The following is a 14361-nucleotide window of genomic DNA, read 5'->3' as shown; positions in this document are numbered from 1 at the left end:
GGTGCTGCAGGTCATGATCAAGCGTCGGTGAACCTTCGTGGGACAAATGGCCGGCGCGTCGCCTTGATGTCACCACATTGTTTAAGAATGTCCGCTAGCCCCGCGCGAAAATTGCACCCGCATCAGGCCCCGGCAAGCTGCCGGCGGCGGTATGACGAATACATAACAGTAAAGGTTTCTCCACCATGCCGAAACGTCTGGTCCTGTTTATGTCGCTCGCAGGCCTTGCCGCCTCGTCCGCCCTTGCGGTCGACCCCACGATCAAGAAGCAGCTCGAAAAACTGGACCCGGCCACCCGCCTCGAGCAAAGCTGCGATACCGAAGCGATGAGCCGCATCAACCAGGACGGCACCGGCTTCCGGCCGGACAAGGTCATCGCCTATACGTTCAAGGATCCGATACCGAGCGACGATCGCCTCGAAGCGCCCGGCGCCGTCTTCCGCAGCAAGGGCGACTGGTATCATCTGTCCTATACCTGCATCACCGGTCCGCAGCACATCAATGTACGCGACCTGAAGTACAAGATCGGCGACAAGGTGCCGAAGGATAAGTGGACCAAATATTTCCTCTACGATTGAGTCCTCGCTCTTTTCCCGCTCTTTCGCATTCCCTGTGCCAGGCAAAGCAATGCGGGCAGATTGAGACATGCGCCGTCCTTGGCGGGCGGCATCAGGCCGCATGGATCGGTTCATGGGTTTGCCTTAACATCAGCTAAGACATCAACTGAATCTGATTCTTCATGAACCGACTTCTCCTTGGATCTGCACTGCTGCTTGCTGCTGCCTCTTCGGCGCTTGCCGCGGAAGTTCCACCTGCTGTGCTCGCCCCTCCGTTCGTGACCGCCGGCCCGAAGCTCGTGGAACCGCATTTGCATATCGCCCGCTCGAACGTCACGGGCCATGCCCGCGTTGCGCTCACCTTCGATGCCTGCATGGGCGAGGCCGATGAGCGCATTCTCTCGACGCTGGTGAATGAGCGCATTCCCGCGACCATTTTCGTCACGGCGCGCTGGCTGAAGCGCAATCCGAAGGCGGTTGCCATCTTCCTGCAGAATCCCGATCTCTTCGAACTGGAAAATCACGGCGAGAAGCATATCCCGGCCGTCGACACGCCGGTGCTGGTCTATGGCATCGCAGCTGCCGGCTCGCCCGATGCCGTCAGGCAGGAAGTGGAAGGCGGTGCTGCCGCGATGGTCGCGTCGGGCATTCCGGCGCCTCACTGGTTCCGTGGCTCGACCGCCAAGTATGACCTCTCGGCCATCGGCCAGATCCGCGCCATGGGTTATCGTATCGCCGGCTATTCCGTGAATGGCGACGGCGGTTCACTGCTCGGTGCTGCGATCACCGAAAAGCGCATTTCCTCGGCCAAGGACGGCGATGTCGTCATTTCCCACATCAACCAACCGACCCACGCGGCCGGTGCGGGCGTTGCCAGGGCGCTTGTCGATCTCAAGGCCAAGGGTACGGAATTCGTCCGGCTGCAGGATGTTGCCGATACGGGTGACGACAAGACGACCGAATAGGGTAATTCCAGCAGCAGCGTGCAGCGGCTTTACATCGGAATCGCGTGAAACCAGAATGGGGCGGGGTTACCTCAACTGGTCTCCGGTCCCCGGTCGCCGTCGTTACTTCGGCAGTTGCGGCTGCGGTCTTTCCTCGATTACCAGCTCCTCGATGATGGTCATGACGATGAGCGAGAGCGGTAGTGCCAGCATCGCGCCGACTGCCCCCCACATCCATGTCCAGAAGATGATCGCCAGGAAGACGATGAATGGGTTGATCTCCAGCCGCCTGCCCATGACAGCGGGAAAGATCAGGTTTTCCATCACGAGGTGGACAGTGAAGAAGGCTGCAGCCGGCATAAGGCCGATAATGATGGCATCATGGGTAATAACGCCGGCAATGGCTACCGCAAGGGTCATCATCGTTATGCCGAGATAGGGAATGAAACTCGAAAGAAAGGCGAAGAAACCCCAAAGGATGGGCATGGATAGCCCGCCCGCATAGGCGATAACGGTCATCATGAAGCCGAGCGCCACATAGATCAGCGAAGCCGTGGCGAAATAGAAGCCGAGCGCCTGCTCCACCGCGTTGATGACGCGGATGGCCGCAAGCCGCTGCGCACGGGTGCGAAAGGTCATGATGATCGTCTTGCGCAGGCTAACGCGGCTTGCCAGAAAGAGCAGCAGCGCCGCAAAGAAGATCAGCCCCTGCACCAGCGCCGGCGTCAGGTTCGTCGTCACGACATGCAGCACGTTGCCGGTGTTTTCCAGCAGCGCATCGATGGACATCGGCCCGCTCTGGAAGGTCGCGGGCGTGATGTGCAGCCATTCGATTCGCTCCAGATAAGGCATGATGCGCTGGGTGGTGTGCCCGATGAAGTCAGGCGCCTCATTGGCAAGCATCGCCAGCGGTCCAGCAAGCGAATTGATCAGCAGGGCGATGACGAGCGCGACGCCGGTAGAGAGGATCACCGCATTCGCGAGCCGCGGGACGCCCATCTTCGAGAGCTTTTCCGCCGCCATGCCGAGGATCATGCCCACGACCACGGCGAGCGTGATGGGGATCAGGATCAGCGACATCAGATAGACCGCCGCCAGGCCAAGGATGCCGAAAATGCCGATGATGGCCCATGCCATGCTGACATCGAGCCCGTCCTTCTCGACACGCCGCATCGGTGCCTGTGGAAGCTCTTCGGCAGCTTCCTGAAGCGTTCGTGCCCATGCGCTGGTATGGCGTTCGCCGAGGCGGAGATTGTTTGCCTGTTTTCGGATGCCGTTGGCGATGCCCATGTGCGATATGTCCCCGAAGCCCCATTGCCTCGCCAATCAACGCGTAGGGGGTGCCGCCGGTTCCCCGGGAGGATAAAGGCATCTAGGCCGCTCGCTGCCGCCCGATGAAATCCACGAAGGCACGCAGCGGCGGCGGCATCTGGCGCCGGCTGGGATAATAGAGGTGGAAGCCGGGAAAGGGGGGTGTCCAGTCGTCGAGCATGCTGACCAGCCGGCCGGCGACGAGATGGTCCGCCACGTGATAATCGAAGAGATAGCCGATGCCCACGCCATCGAGCACGGCCCGCAGCATCAGGTCGTTGTCGGTGGTGCTGAGCGGTCCTGAGACGGCCACTTCGAGCTTTTCGTCCCCACGCTCGAATTCCCAGTGATAGAGGCTGCCATCCGTCGGCCAGCGGGAGACGACGCAAGAGTGGTCGCGCAGGTCGCGCGGCGTTTCCGGCACGCCGTGGCGCGCGATGTAATCGGGCGAGGCAATGACGACGAGCCGCATCTCGCTGCCGAGCTTCACGCTTACCATGTCCTTTTCCACCATCTCACCCAGCCGGATGCCGGCATCGAAACGGCCGGCGACGATATCGGTCAGTTTGTCATCGACCACGACATCCATGACGATGTCAGGATAGGCGGCATGAAAGGGCGCAATCAGCGGCGCCAGCCTGTGGACGATTGCGACCCGCGGCGCGTTGATGCGCAACAGCCCGGCGGGCGTATCGCGCAATGCGGCGACATCGGCCACCGCCCGGTCGAGATCGGCAAGTGCCGGCAGAAGCCGCGCGAGCAACCGCTGGCCCGCCTCGCTCGGCGCTACGCTGCGCGTCGTGCGGTTGAGCAGCCGGATACCCATCCGTTCTTCGAGTGTGCGGATCGTCTGGCTGAGTGCGGAGGCCGACATGCCGAGCCGGGCGGCCGCACGGGCAAAATTGCCGTGCTCGGCGACTGCTGCAAAGGCCCTGAGTTCTGCATAGTCGCTGCCGCGCATTATGTTCTATTTTCTAAAGAAGCCATGCTGATAATGTAGCATTGTTGTCAGTATCGGCAAGGCGCATCTTCTGTCTGCAACACAGGAGATCATCCATGACCAATACATTGTCCCTTGACCGCTACCGTCTCCTCGGCCGTTCCGGCCTGCGTGTTTCGCCGCTGTCGCTCGGCGCCATGACCTTCGGAACAGACTGGGGCTGGGGCGCCGATGAGCAGGAGTCTCGCCGCATGTTCGACGCCTATGTCGATCGCGGCGGCAATTTTATCGATACTGCCAATCAATATACGGGCGGCACTTCGGAAAGACTCGTCGGCCGCTTTGCCGAAGGCCGCCGCGACGAACTTGTCATCGCCACCAAATATACCATCACCTCGCGCCCGAAGGATCCGAACTCCGGCGGCAATCACCGCCGCAGCATGGTCCGTTCGGTGGAAGATAGTCTGAAGCGGCTGAACACCGATTACGTCGACCTCTTCTACCTGCACGCCTGGGACTTCACGACCTCCGTCGAGGAGGTGATGCGCGGCATGGACGACCTCGTGCGCGCTGGCAAGATCGTCTATGCCGGCATTTCCGATACGCCGGCCTGGCAGGTGGCGCGCATGCAGACGCTGGCCGACCTGCGCGGCTGGGCGCCGCTTGTGGCGCTGCAGATCGAATACAGCCTGATCGAGCGCACGGTTGAGCGCGAACTGATCCCGATGGCCGCTGAACTCGGCCTCGGCGTCATTCCCTGGTCGCCGCTTGGCATGGGCGTCTTGACCGGCAAATACAGCCGCTCCGATCTCGATATCGGTGCCGGCACCGCAAGCGCGGTCGGTACTCGCAAGAATGTCGCTGCCGGCAACGGTTCGCTGACCGAACGCAATCTCGGCATTGCCGATGTCGTGAAAGAGATCGCTGCCGAAATCGGCAAGACGCCGGCACAGGTGGCGATTGCCTGGACACTGACCAATCCGGCCATCACGTCGCCGATCATGGGTGTGAAGACGATGGCCCAGCTCGAAGACAATCTCGGTGCGCTCGACGTTGTCCTGTCGGACGAGCATCGTGCCCGGCTGGCCGAGGCAAGCGCCATCGTTCTCGGCTTCCCGCATGATTTCCTTGCCAAGCCACTGACGCGCGGCGTCATGTTCGGCGAGGTGACCATCGAGCCCCGTCGTTAAATCATGAGTCTGAAAATGCGAATGGCGGCGGAAACGGCGCCATTGTCGTCTGGATGCGTAAGTAAGGACCGTTTCGGTGAAACCAAACGGCCCTTTTCGATGTCTCGGAATATTCCTTCAGGCCGAAAGCGTGAGCCCAATACCCCAGGGATCTCTCAGGAAGACGCCGCCGTCGCGCTTTTCGCTCTCGATCTCCAGTTCATCGAGCTTGGCAACGGCCTTGTCGAGCGTTTCTTTGTCGTTGAAGCGGATCTTATAGTCGGAGAGGCCGGTCATGTGCTCGGCGCGCGTGCCGGCGCCACGGCTGTTCCAGATATTGGCGGCGACATGATGGTGATAGCCGCCGCTGGCAAAGAAGCTCGCGCCCGGCCGCTGCGCCATCAGCTTGAGACCCAGCACGTCGCGATAGAAGGCATCCGCCTGCGGAATCTCGCCGACCTGCAGATGGATGTGACCAATCGCGGTACCGTCAGCCATCCCGGTCCAGGTATCCTCTGGTGCGCTGTTGTAGAGCGCCTGCAGGTCGAGCCGCTGCGTCGCCATTTCCACCATGCCGTCCGGATGGAATTTCCAGCTTTCATGCGGCCGGTCGGCGTAGATTTCGATGCCGTTGCCCTCAGGATCGGAAAGATAGATCGCCTCGCTGACCAGATGGTCGGACGCGCCTTCGAGGGTGACATTATTGTGAGCGGCATGGCGCAGCCAGCGTGCAAGCTCGGTGCGGTTGGGCATGAGGAAGGCGGTGTGGAACAGGCCGGCGGCGTTGCGGGGCGCCTCGCGCGCGGTGCGGTCGGTCGTCAGCGTCAGCAGCGGCAGGCCGGCGACCCCAAGAACTTCGCCGCTTGCGTTCTCTTCGAGCACCGAAAGGCCGAGCATCTTCTGATAGAAACCGGAAACAGCTGACAGGTCCTTCACGACGAGATGCGACTGGTCGATATAGGCAGGGCGCGTCAGCGCATAGGATGTTTCAGATGACGTCATGAAATGTTCTCCTGCCCTTGAATCGAAAGGCGTACCGGCGGTGGCGGCAAATGTGCCGCCCGTAGCGAGCGCGAGGAATTTTCGCCGGTCCATTCGCCTGTAAACTCCCCTCGGCTGCTGTACTTGATCTCTATATGGCCCATTCGCATTGTTCACAGAAGACCCGTTTTTGATGATGAAGCGTTCTGTAAACATTGACGATGGCTCGTGCCCCACTTGATATCAGTCAATGCGCTTTATCTATCCGAGGAGGAAGTTGACCGTGAAGGGCAACACCTCAAGGAGGATCGCATGTACAAGAAAATCATCGTTCCGATTGAAATCGGCAGCATCGAAAAAGGTGAGAAGATTTTCCGCAAGGCGGCAGAGTTGCTCGACAACGGCGGCGAGATCATCCTCCTCAATGTCGTGGAGGATATTCCGACTTATGTCGCCATCGAATTGCCAGGAAACATCGTCGAGGATGCCATGAAGGAAAGCCGCGAGCGGCTGGGTGGCCTCGTTGCCAAGACCGGCATTCCGGCCGCCGTCGAAGTCCGCAACGGTTCGCCTGCTACGGCAATCATCGCTGCGGCCGAAGAGCGTCGCGCCGACCTCATCATCATCGCCTCGCACATTCCCGATATCTATAATTATTTCATCGGTGCGACCGCCGATCGCGTGGTGCGCCACGCCAAGTGCTCGGTGCTGGTGGATCGGTAGGATGTGAAGCCATGGACACGAAACTTCAGGAAAAGATTCTGCGCGATCGCTGGCACGAACTGACAGCGCGCCTGCGAAAGATCGACACGGACCTTAGCCGCACCAAGACTGCCGATGACGACGACCGCGCCATCGAGAACGAGAATGACGAAGTGCTGGAAGGTCTCGGCCAGGCTGGCGAGGATGAGTTGCGCGCCATCGACGCCGCTCTCGAACGCATCGCCAAGGGCACTTACGGCACCTGCGCCCGCTGTGGCGCCAAGATATCGGAAGCTCGCCTCGCTGTGCTGCCGCAGACGCCGCTCTGCGAGGATTGCGCGGCGGGCAATTAGGTGCGTCATCAAAAACGAGCATGGCTCGTCACAAAGATTTAACCTGACGCCACCAGGCGTCCGGTTGCGCCTTGGCCAATTCAATGCGACGATCTTCTCACTCTGAGTAGGGGTGCGCGCATGGGCGAAATCAACGGCATTCGCTGGGCCTACGACAGATATGAGCTGATCGCCGACGGCATCGTCCACGGTGTCGGGCTGTTCTTTGCCCTGATCGGCGTGACCGTGCTGATCTTCTACGCTACCCTCTGGAGCCCCGCCGGCGCGCTGATTGCCGCCTGGGTTTACGGTGTCGGACTGGTGCTCACACTGGGCATTTCCTTTTCCTACAATATCTGGCCGGTTTCGCGCACCAAATGGTATCTGCGCCGGCTCGATCATTCGGCGATCTTCATCCTCATCGCCGCCACCTACACCCCCTTCCTGGAGCGCGGCGCCGACGATCCGCTGCTGTCTGGCATGTTGATCGTCATCTGGCTGATTGCCGCCTTCGGCATCTTCGTCAAATGTGTTTTCCCCGGCAAATATGACCGGCTGGCGATCCTGCTTTATCTCGCCATGGGCTGGAGCGGCGTATTGGTGGCCGAGCCCGTCGCCTCGCGCATTCCCTATGCTTCCATGCTGCTGATCGTCATCGGCGGCATCATCTATTCGTTGGGCGTCATCTTCCATGTCTGGGAGAGACTGCGCTTCCAGAACGCCATCTGGCACGGCTTCGTGGTCGCCGCCGCCGCCGTGCATTATTTGGCCGTGCTGACCTGCTTCAGCCTGTCGGTTCCCAGCTTCTGATCTCTGGCGTTTACATCGGCCCGCGCCCGGCGTATGCCCCGCCAACCAGCTTAATTCGAACAAGACCATTCCGAACCGGGCCTGCCACATGACCGATACCGTTCTCATCCGGGACGCTGCCGAAGCCGACCTTCCAGCCATCAGGGATATCTACAATCACGCGGTCGAGCATACGACGGCGATCTGGAACGAGACGCTCGTCGATCTCGACAACCGGCTGGAATGGTTCAAGGCGCGCAGGGGCAGGGGCTTCCCGGTCATCGTCGCCGAAATGGACGGCAAGGTCGCCGGCTACGCCTCCTATGGCGATTGGCGCGCCTTCGATGGCTACCGCCATACGGTCGAGCATTCCGTCTATGTCGACAAGAATTGCCGTGGCGCCGGCATCGGCGAAAAGCTGATGCGCGCATTGATCGAGCGTGCGAGCGCCGGCAATGTTCACGTCATGATCGCCGGCATCGAGGCCGAAAATACCGCTTCCATCAGACTGCACGAGAAACTCGGTTTCCGCATCGCCGGCACATTTTCCGAAGTCGGCATCAAATTCGGCCGCTGGCTGGATCTTACCTGCATGGAATTGCGCGTACCAAAAGTCTGACAGGGCCATCTCCAGATTGATTGCCGGCCGGGGCTAACCATATTTTTATCGTAGTCTGCGCCTTGTAGAAATCTCTGGTGGCGCGACTCGCAGAGGAGAGGTTGATGTTTGGACGCTCGGTGCTCGGTCTTTCGGCTTTCCTGGCCATGGCAGCCTATTCGCTGCCGGTGATGGCGGCCAGTTGCGGCAGCACGGCTTCGCCGGAGCTCGACTGGCAGGAGTGCAACAAGAAGAACCTGATGCTTCAGGGCAGCGACCTCCAGGGCGCCAATCTGGCCGGCACCGATTTCTCGCTGACCGACCTCGGGGGCGCCAACCTCAAATCCGCCAATGCCGAAAAGGCAACCCTCGTACGCGCCTCGCTGGCCGGGGCAAGCGTTCAGGGCGCCAACTTCGGCAAGATCGAAGCCTACCGCTCCACCTTTGCGGGCGCCATCGCTGACGGCGCAAGTTTTGTCGGTGCAGAGTTGCAGCGGGCTGATTTTACCGGCGCGCAGCTGACCAGGGCCAATTTCGAGAAGGCCGAACTGGGCCGGGCCAATTTCGACAAGGCGGTGCTGACAGGCGTCAGCTTCGCGCTTGCCAATCTCTCCCGCGCCGATCTGACGGGCGCAAGTTTTGAAGGTCCGATCAGCTTCGACCGAGCCTTCATGTTTCTGACCCGCATCGAGGGGCTGGATCTGTCCGCCACCACCGGCTTGCAGCAGGCGCAGATCGACCTTGCCTGCGGCGATTCCTCCACTAAGCTGCCTTCGGGGCTTTCTGTCCCTTCGAACTGGCCTTGCCCGCAGGAGCAGGATTAGAGGCTTCCCTGGTTAGATTGCAGCATTCTGCCGAAGCAGGTTTTTGTCAGGGCAAAGGCTGACGCAGAAGAGCATACCCCTCGCTACGTCCGAGCCGATCGCGTTCGATCCTGCGGGAAAGATGCCCGATCCTTCGGGGTGGCTGATCGTGCTCATGCGCCTGAATTCTTCTCGCTGATGTAGAGATAGCGTTCCACCGTCTCGCCGGCCGCATTCTTCTTGCTGAAGACCTCCCGTCGCTGATGCACCCGCCCGGCAACCTTCTGCGAGGGAAGATTTTCCAGGCTGACGATACTGACGAGGCGCGACAGTCCCATGACTGAGAAGGCATGGTCGCGGCAGGCAAGCGCGGCCTCGGTGGCGTAGCCCTTGCCCCAGTAGTCCGGCCAGCGATGGTAGCCGAGCTCCGGCTCCATTCTGCGCGATGTGTCCTGCAGCGTGATCCCGCAGTCGCCGAGCAGATCGCCGCTCTCGCGATCGATCACGGCCCAGAGGCCGAAGCCATTTTTCTCATAGCTTCCGAAGGCGAGCCTGTCGAAGAAATCGCGCGTTGCTGCGGCATCCTTCACGGAAGGGTAATACCGCATGCACAAGGGATCGCCGAAGATGCGCTCGAGCGCCGGCACGTCCGCGACGGTGATTTCGCGCAACACCAGCCGGTCGCTGCGCAGGATCTCCCGGACGATGGACATTGTTTCATCCCTCTGTCATGGAGCGGGCCTAAGCCGCGTCCACTCTTTCTCCCTTTATACGAGCGTTCCCGCCATGGCACCTGCAAAGATACGGGTCATCATCGTTGGTGCCGGCATTGTCGGCGCTTCGCTGGCTTTCCATTTCGCCCGGCGTGGAGTCACTGTCCATGTGGTGGATGAAAATGTGCAGGCCGGCAGCGGCGTGACGGCGCGTGCCTTCGGCTGGGTGAACATCATCAACGTCATACCGGGAGCCGCAAATTACGGTCTCGTGCAGCAGGCGCTCGCCGACTATACCCGCCTGCAGGCCGATCTGCCGGATGCATTTCTCTCCGCGCGTCCGGGCTCCCTGTTCTGGCTCAAGAGTATTGCGGAAACCGAAGCCTTCGCGGCAGCCCATCGCGCCGAAGGGACGGATGTCGAACTGGTCGATGCCGCAAGGATCGCGAGATGGGAGCCCAATCTGCTTGAGCCCCCTGCCTGCGCGATCGTCTCGCCACGCGATCTCGCGCTCGATCCTGCAAGGCTGGCGCGGGACCTGATCGATGCCGCCGGCGTGACTGTCACCTTCGGCCGGACGGTCGAAAGCCTCATCCTTTCGGGTGACCGGGTGCGTGGCGTGCGCCTGGCCGACGACACGATCGAGGCCGATCTCGTGATCCTCGGCGGCGGAACAGCAGTCGACCGCCTAACGGAAAGCCTGGGCTTCCGAACCGGCGTCGAAGCCTCGCCCTCGATCATCCTGCGCTATGGTTGCGCAGAGCCTATCGCGAACCGCATCCTCCGCGGCCCTGGCCTGGAAATTCGCCAGTCGGCGGACAACATGTTGCACGTCGCCAAGGGCTATATCGACGATCGCGAGGAGAACGCACCGGAAAGAGTTGGTGAGCGGATCTTGAAGATCATGCATGAGCGCCTGCGCCTGCCCGAAGGCGTCTCATTGGTCGAGGCTGCTGCCGGTTACCGGCCATTCTTCCCCGATGAAATGCCTCGGCTCGGTTTCCTGCCCGGCATCGAGGGCGCCTATGTCGCCGTCGGTCATCCCGGCGTCATTCTCGCACCGCTGCTTGGACGGCTCGCCGCCGAGCACATACTGGAAGACCGGCGCTCGCCACTCATCCCATCGGCTGGCCTGATATGAAAAAAAAGCGGATCGGCTGGGATCCGCTTTCCTTTTACTTACAAGCCTTTACTTGCCGGGCTCGAAAACCATTGCGTGCCCGTTGATGCAGTAGCGCAGGCCGGTCGGCGGCGGTCCGTCGGGGAAGACGTGACCGAGATGGGCCTCGCAGGTACCGCAGCGGATTTCTGTGCGCACGATGCCGTAGGTCGTGTCGCGGTGTTCGGTCACGGCTTCTGGAGAAACCGCCTCGAAATAGCTCGGCCAGCCGCATCCTGCATCGAACTTCGTGTCGGAGCGGAAGAGCGGCGCATTGCAGCCGACGCAGCGGTAAAGACCGGTCTCGAAGGAATCCCAGTAGGGACCGGTAAAAGCGCGTTCGGTGCCGTGCTGGCGCGTGATGCGATACTGCTCGGGAGTCAGCAGTTCCTTCCATTCGGCATCGGTTTTGTGAACTTTCGGGGTAGCGGTCGTTTCGGCCATGGAGTGCTCCTTTCGCCGATGGGGCAATCTCTTTTCGTGCGCAAATGTGGTGCGTTGAGCACGATTGATCAAGTCTGTGATCGGGCTTCACGATCAAACCCGCCGCTTCAACGCCCCAATTGCCATCTACCCAATTCGGGGGAAGACGGCGAATCACCCGTGCTTTATCTTTAGTGTGCCATTAAGCTTAATGCTGCGTGTTTCGGGGACAAACGGTGTTTCATACTCTGATGATTGTTCTGTACGGCGCAGTAGCCGCGATTGCCCTGGGCATCACCCTGCTGGAAGGCTGGGTCAACCATGACCGCTGGACGGTGCATCGCGTTGGCGGGCTGATCGCCTGCATTCTCTGGCCTTTGCCGCTTGCTTTCTTCATCCTGCACGGTTCCATTTCCCGTCTCGCCACACGCCTTTCCTGAACGTCAAGCCTGTGAAAACCGCCGCCTGCATCCATTGCGGGTTGCCGAAATTGCTTGAGGCTTACAGCCGATTCACCTAAGCCTTGGAAAAGGCTGATTGCCGGCTTTCATCCGTGCTCACGGGGAGGAGACATGGCCGATGTCACGGCTCTGACATTTCTGGCCTTGTGCCTGCCGTTGATCGGCGCTCTTGCGGCTCCCCTCGTCATTCGCGCCTTCGGTGCAGGCGGCGCCTGGCTGCTCGCCGTCGCCCCTTTGCTCGCCTTCCTGCATTTCCTGCGTCTCCTGCCGCAGATCGCTCATGGGGAAATCATAACCGGCGGTTATGACTGGGTGGCGGGCCTGGGCCTGCGTTTTTCCTGGTTCCTCGACGGGCTGTCGCTCACCTTCGCCCTGCTCATTACCGGCATCGGAACGCTGATCGTGCTTTATACCGGCGGGTATCTGAAGGGCCATCCGGATCAGGGCCGGTTCTTCTCCTTCATCTTCCTCTTCATGGGCGCGATGCTCGGCGTCGTGGTGTCGGACAGCTTTCTGATGCTCTTCATCTTCTGGGAGCTCACCTCGATCACCTCCTTCCTGCTGATCGGCTTCGACCATGAACGCGAGGCGGCGCGTCGCGCCGCTTTGCAGGCCCTCGTCGTCACAGGCGGAGGAGGGCTGCTGCTGCTTGCCGGCTTGCTCCTGCTTTGGGGGCAGGCAGGCGTTGCGCAGCTATCCGAGCTGCTGCAGTTCGGCGATGTTATCAGGGGCAGCCCGCTCTATTTCGCCACCCTGTTGCTGGTGCTCGGCGGCGCCTTCACCAAATCGGCTCAGTTTCCATTCCACTTCTGGCTGCCGAACGCGATGGAGGCGCCCACACCCGTTTCGGCCTATCTGCATTCCGCCACCATGGTAAAGGCCGGCGTCTATCTGCTGATGCGGCTGAACCCGGTCATGGGCGCGACGCCCGCATGGGAGGTCCTGCTGCCCATTTTCGGGGGCCTGACGCTCGTTACCGGTTCGGTGCTTGCGATCCGCCAGACGGATCTGAAGCTGAAGCTTGCCTATACGACAGTCTCTTCTCTCGGCCTGCTGGTGCTGCTGACCGGCTTCGGTTCGGATTATGCCATCGAAGCGGCGGTACTCTATCTGGTAGCGCATTCGCTCTTCAAAGGTGCGCTTTTCATGGTCGCCGGCATCATCGACCATGAGACCGGCACGCGCAATATCACGCGGCTACGGGGCTTGCGAAAGGCCATGCCGCTAACCTTTGCGATCGCCATGGCTGCCGCCTTTTCCATGGCCGGCCTGCCGTCCTTCTTCGGTTTCCTCGCCAAAGAGGAAATCTACACGGCTCTCGTCGGCGACGATCTCTATTCCATCCTCGCCACGACCATCGCCGTTTTCGGCAATGCCTTGATGTTCGCGATCGCCTTTGCCGTGGCGTTGAGGCCGTTTCTCGGCCGGCCGGTGGAAACGCCGAAACCTCCGCACGAAGCGCCGGTCTTGCTCTGGCTCGGACCTGCCGTTCTTGCTCTGGCAGGCCTGCTTGCCGCCCTCTTTTCCGGGGTCATTCATGGCGCGATTTCCTCACCCATGGCCTCCGCCGTTGCCGGCACTCACAAGGCTGTCTCCATTTCGCTTGTCCCGCATATCGGCGTGCCGCTTGCCTTGTCGCTGCTGACGATACTGCTCGGCATCGCTGTCTACTGGCAGCTCGACCGTGCCCGCACTCTTGTCGCGTACTTGCTGCACTCCGTTCGTGGCCCGGATCGTGGTTTCGATCATGTCATCGCCGGGCTTGTCCGTTTCGCGTACCATGTCATCGGAATCGTCCAGCCAAAACGGCTGGATGTCTACGTCGCCTGCACCTTCCTCTGTGTCGCCGCGATCCTGTTCGTCCCGCTGATCAGCCATGACGAACTGCCGCTGGGCTTTGTCTGGCCTGCAGATCTGCGCCTGCACGAAGCGGGGATCATGCTGATCGCCATGTTCGGCCTTGCCGCCGTGCTGATCGCCCGCGACCGGCTCACCGCGATCGTCTCGCTCGGGATTCAGGGTTTTGCTGTCGCGCTGATCTTTCTGCTCTTCGGCGCTCCGGACCTGGCCTTCACCCAGTTCATGGTCGAAACGCTCGCAGTCGTTATCCTCGCTCTCGTCATGACCCGTCTGCGCCTGTCGCCGACCGATCCGCGCCATGGCACCCGCCGCCTTTTCGACATCGCCCTTTCGCTGGCCTGCGGCCTCGGCTTTGCGCTGCTTTTGATGCGCGCCACCGACGCACCGTTCAACACGGCGCTCACCGATTTCTTCAACGCTCATTCGAAGTTGATCGCCCACGGCGCCAATGTCGTCAACGTCATCATCGTCGATTTCCGCGGCACCGACACGCTCGGCGAAATCGCCGTCGTCGCGGTAACAGGCCTCGCCATCCTCGCGCTTATCCGCATCCGCGGCAATTCGGAGCGCCGGCTGGCAACGAACGATCCGGATGCGGAGGAGGCATGAGCACAGTAGT

At 61.0% G+C, this 14361-nt stretch carries 16 protein-coding genes; 11 read left to right on the top strand and 5 right to left on the bottom strand.

All coding sequences use genetic code 11. The annotated features are described in order from the left end of the window. The first annotated feature begins 185 nt into the window (after positions 1–185). Complete coding sequence (locus FHT78_RS14150; protein ID WP_183744806.1) at positions 186–578, top strand: DUF930 domain-containing protein; 393 nt, start codon at positions 186–188, stop codon at positions 576–578. A 161-nt stretch (positions 579–739) separates the two neighbouring features. Next, on the top strand, positions 740–1522 hold the full coding sequence (locus FHT78_RS14145; RefSeq protein WP_183744804.1) for a polysaccharide deacetylase family protein: 783 nt from the start codon (positions 740–742) through the stop codon (positions 1520–1522). Between the two features lie 102 nt (positions 1523–1624). On the opposite strand, the gene FHT78_RS14140 is transcribed toward FHT78_RS14145, so the two are convergent. Both FHT78_RS14140 and FHT78_RS14135 read right to left on the bottom strand, forming a co-directional pair. Beyond that, on the bottom strand, positions 1625–2791 hold the full coding sequence (locus tag FHT78_RS14140) for an AI-2E family transporter (protein WP_183744801.1): 1167 nt from the start codon (positions 2789–2791) through the stop codon (positions 1625–1627). A gap of 82 nt (positions 2792–2873) precedes the next feature. Beyond that, complete coding sequence (locus FHT78_RS14135) at positions 2874–3773, bottom strand: LysR family transcriptional regulator (RefSeq protein WP_183744798.1); 900 nt, start codon at positions 3771–3773, stop codon at positions 2874–2876. Between the two features lie 95 nt (positions 3774–3868). Between FHT78_RS14135 and FHT78_RS14130 the strand changes: the two genes are divergently transcribed. Next, positions 3869–4942 (top strand): aldo/keto reductase, encoded by a 1074-nt coding sequence (locus FHT78_RS14130; RefSeq protein WP_183744796.1) that lies wholly within the window; start codon positions 3869–3871, stop codon positions 4940–4942. A 117-nt stretch (positions 4943–5059) separates the two neighbouring features. Here the strand turns inward: FHT78_RS14130 and FHT78_RS14125 are convergent, their stop codons facing one another. Then, positions 5060–6016, bottom strand: coding sequence for a VOC family protein (locus FHT78_RS14125; protein WP_183744793.1), 957 nt, complete (start codon positions 6014–6016; stop codon positions 5060–5062). Positions 6017–6214: 198 nt separating this feature from the next. Here FHT78_RS14125 and FHT78_RS14120 point away from each other — a divergent pair, with 198 nt between their 5' ends. The 5 genes from FHT78_RS14120 to FHT78_RS14100 all read left to right on the top strand — a co-directional run bounded on the left by FHT78_RS14120 (position 6215) and on the right by FHT78_RS14100 (position 9147). After that, a complete protein-coding gene (locus FHT78_RS14120; RefSeq protein ID WP_183744789.1) occupies positions 6215–6625 on the top strand; it encodes a universal stress protein in 411 nt (136 codons plus the stop codon). Positions 6626–6636: 11 nt separating this feature from the next. Then, complete coding sequence (locus tag FHT78_RS14115) at positions 6637–6957, top strand: TraR/DksA family transcriptional regulator (protein ID WP_183744787.1); 321 nt, start codon at positions 6637–6639, stop codon at positions 6955–6957. Positions 6958–7077: 120 nt separating this feature from the next. Continuing rightward, positions 7078–7746 (top strand): hemolysin III family protein, encoded by a 669-nt coding sequence (locus FHT78_RS14110; RefSeq protein ID WP_183744785.1) that lies wholly within the window; start codon positions 7078–7080, stop codon positions 7744–7746. An 88-nt stretch (positions 7747–7834) separates the two neighbouring features. Next, positions 7835–8344: a GNAT family N-acetyltransferase gene (locus FHT78_RS14105; protein ID WP_183744782.1), complete on the top strand. Its 510-nt coding sequence runs from the start codon at positions 7835–7837 to the stop codon at positions 8342–8344. A gap of 104 nt (positions 8345–8448) precedes the next feature. Further along, the gene (locus tag FHT78_RS14100; protein ID WP_183744779.1) at positions 8449–9147 is read left to right on the top strand and encodes a pentapeptide repeat-containing protein; all 699 of its coding nucleotides are present in this window, start codon (positions 8449–8451) and stop codon (positions 9145–9147) included. Between the two features lie 152 nt (positions 9148–9299). On the opposite strand, the gene FHT78_RS14095 is transcribed toward FHT78_RS14100, so the two are convergent. After that, positions 9300–9839 (bottom strand): GNAT family N-acetyltransferase, encoded by a 540-nt coding sequence (locus tag FHT78_RS14095; protein ID WP_183744776.1) that lies wholly within the window; start codon positions 9837–9839, stop codon positions 9300–9302. 73 nt (positions 9840–9912) lie between these two features. Here FHT78_RS14095 and FHT78_RS14090 point away from each other — a divergent pair, with 73 nt between their 5' ends. Continuing rightward, positions 9913–10980, top strand: coding sequence for an FAD-dependent oxidoreductase (locus FHT78_RS14090; protein WP_183744773.1), 1068 nt, complete (start codon positions 9913–9915; stop codon positions 10978–10980). 48 nt (positions 10981–11028) lie between these two features. Here FHT78_RS14090 and msrB read toward each other — a convergent pair whose 3' ends face one another. Beyond that, a complete protein-coding gene (msrB, locus tag FHT78_RS14085; protein ID WP_183744770.1) occupies positions 11029–11442 on the bottom strand; it encodes a peptide-methionine (R)-S-oxide reductase MsrB in 414 nt (137 codons plus the stop codon). A gap of 215 nt (positions 11443–11657) precedes the next feature. On the opposite strand from msrB, the gene FHT78_RS14080 reads away from it, so the two are divergent. Together FHT78_RS14080 and FHT78_RS14075 are read left to right on the top strand one after the other, a co-directional pair. Further along, on the top strand, positions 11658–11861 hold the full coding sequence (locus tag FHT78_RS14080; protein ID WP_183744768.1) for a hypothetical protein: 204 nt from the start codon (positions 11658–11660) through the stop codon (positions 11859–11861). A gap of 132 nt (positions 11862–11993) precedes the next feature. After that, the gene (locus tag FHT78_RS14075; protein WP_183744765.1) at positions 11994–14351 is read left to right on the top strand and encodes a putative monovalent cation/H+ antiporter subunit A; all 2358 of its coding nucleotides are present in this window, start codon (positions 11994–11996) and stop codon (positions 14349–14351) included. Positions 14352–14361: the final 10 nt, after the last annotated feature.

Origin of the sequence: Rhizobium sp. BK196, from assembly GCF_014193255.1 — a bacterium.
Classification (GTDB): domain Bacteria; phylum Pseudomonadota; class Alphaproteobacteria; order Rhizobiales; family Rhizobiaceae; genus Rhizobium.
This window is presented reverse-complemented; position numbering and strand designations above follow the sequence as displayed.

What these genes read in the sequence shown, in the direction of transcription:
- msrB (WP_183744770.1), bottom strand. Translation starts at nt 11,442, where the DNA reads ATGGCCGAAACGACCGCTACCCCGAAAGTTCACAAAACCGATGCCGAA.
- FHT78_RS14105 (WP_183744782.1), top strand. Translation starts at nt 7,835, where the DNA reads ATGACCGATACCGTTCTCATCCGGGACGCTGCCGAAGCCGACCTTCCA.
- FHT78_RS14100 (WP_183744779.1), top strand. Translation starts at nt 8,449, where the DNA reads ATGTTTGGACGCTCGGTGCTCGGTCTTTCGGCTTTCCTGGCCATGGCA.
- FHT78_RS14140 (WP_183744801.1), bottom strand. Translation starts at nt 2,791, where the DNA reads ATGGGCATCGCCAACGGCATCCGAAAACAGGCAAACAATCTCCGCCTC.
- FHT78_RS14145 (WP_183744804.1), top strand. Translation starts at nt 740, where the DNA reads ATGAACCGACTTCTCCTTGGATCTGCACTGCTGCTTGCTGCTGCCTCT.
- FHT78_RS14115 (WP_183744787.1), top strand. Translation starts at nt 6,637, where the DNA reads ATGGACACGAAACTTCAGGAAAAGATTCTGCGCGATCGCTGGCACGAA.
- FHT78_RS14125 (WP_183744793.1), bottom strand. Translation starts at nt 6,016, where the DNA reads ATGGACCGGCGAAAATTCCTCGCGCTCGCTACGGGCGGCACATTTGCC.
- FHT78_RS14120 (WP_183744789.1), top strand. Translation starts at nt 6,215, where the DNA reads ATGTACAAGAAAATCATCGTTCCGATTGAAATCGGCAGCATCGAAAAA.
- FHT78_RS14110 (WP_183744785.1), top strand. Translation starts at nt 7,078, where the DNA reads ATGGGCGAAATCAACGGCATTCGCTGGGCCTACGACAGATATGAGCTG.
- FHT78_RS14130 (WP_183744796.1), top strand. Translation starts at nt 3,869, where the DNA reads ATGACCAATACATTGTCCCTTGACCGCTACCGTCTCCTCGGCCGTTCC.
- FHT78_RS14090 (WP_183744773.1), top strand. Translation starts at nt 9,913, where the DNA reads ATGGCACCTGCAAAGATACGGGTCATCATCGTTGGTGCCGGCATTGTC.
- FHT78_RS14150 (WP_183744806.1), top strand. Translation starts at nt 186, where the DNA reads ATGCCGAAACGTCTGGTCCTGTTTATGTCGCTCGCAGGCCTTGCCGCC.
- FHT78_RS14095 (WP_183744776.1), bottom strand. Translation starts at nt 9,839, where the DNA reads ATGTCCATCGTCCGGGAGATCCTGCGCAGCGACCGGCTGGTGTTGCGC.
- FHT78_RS14135 (WP_183744798.1), bottom strand. Translation starts at nt 3,773, where the DNA reads ATGCGCGGCAGCGACTATGCAGAACTCAGGGCCTTTGCAGCAGTCGCC.
- FHT78_RS14075 (WP_183744765.1), top strand. Translation starts at nt 11,994, where the DNA reads ATGGCCGATGTCACGGCTCTGACATTTCTGGCCTTGTGCCTGCCGTTG.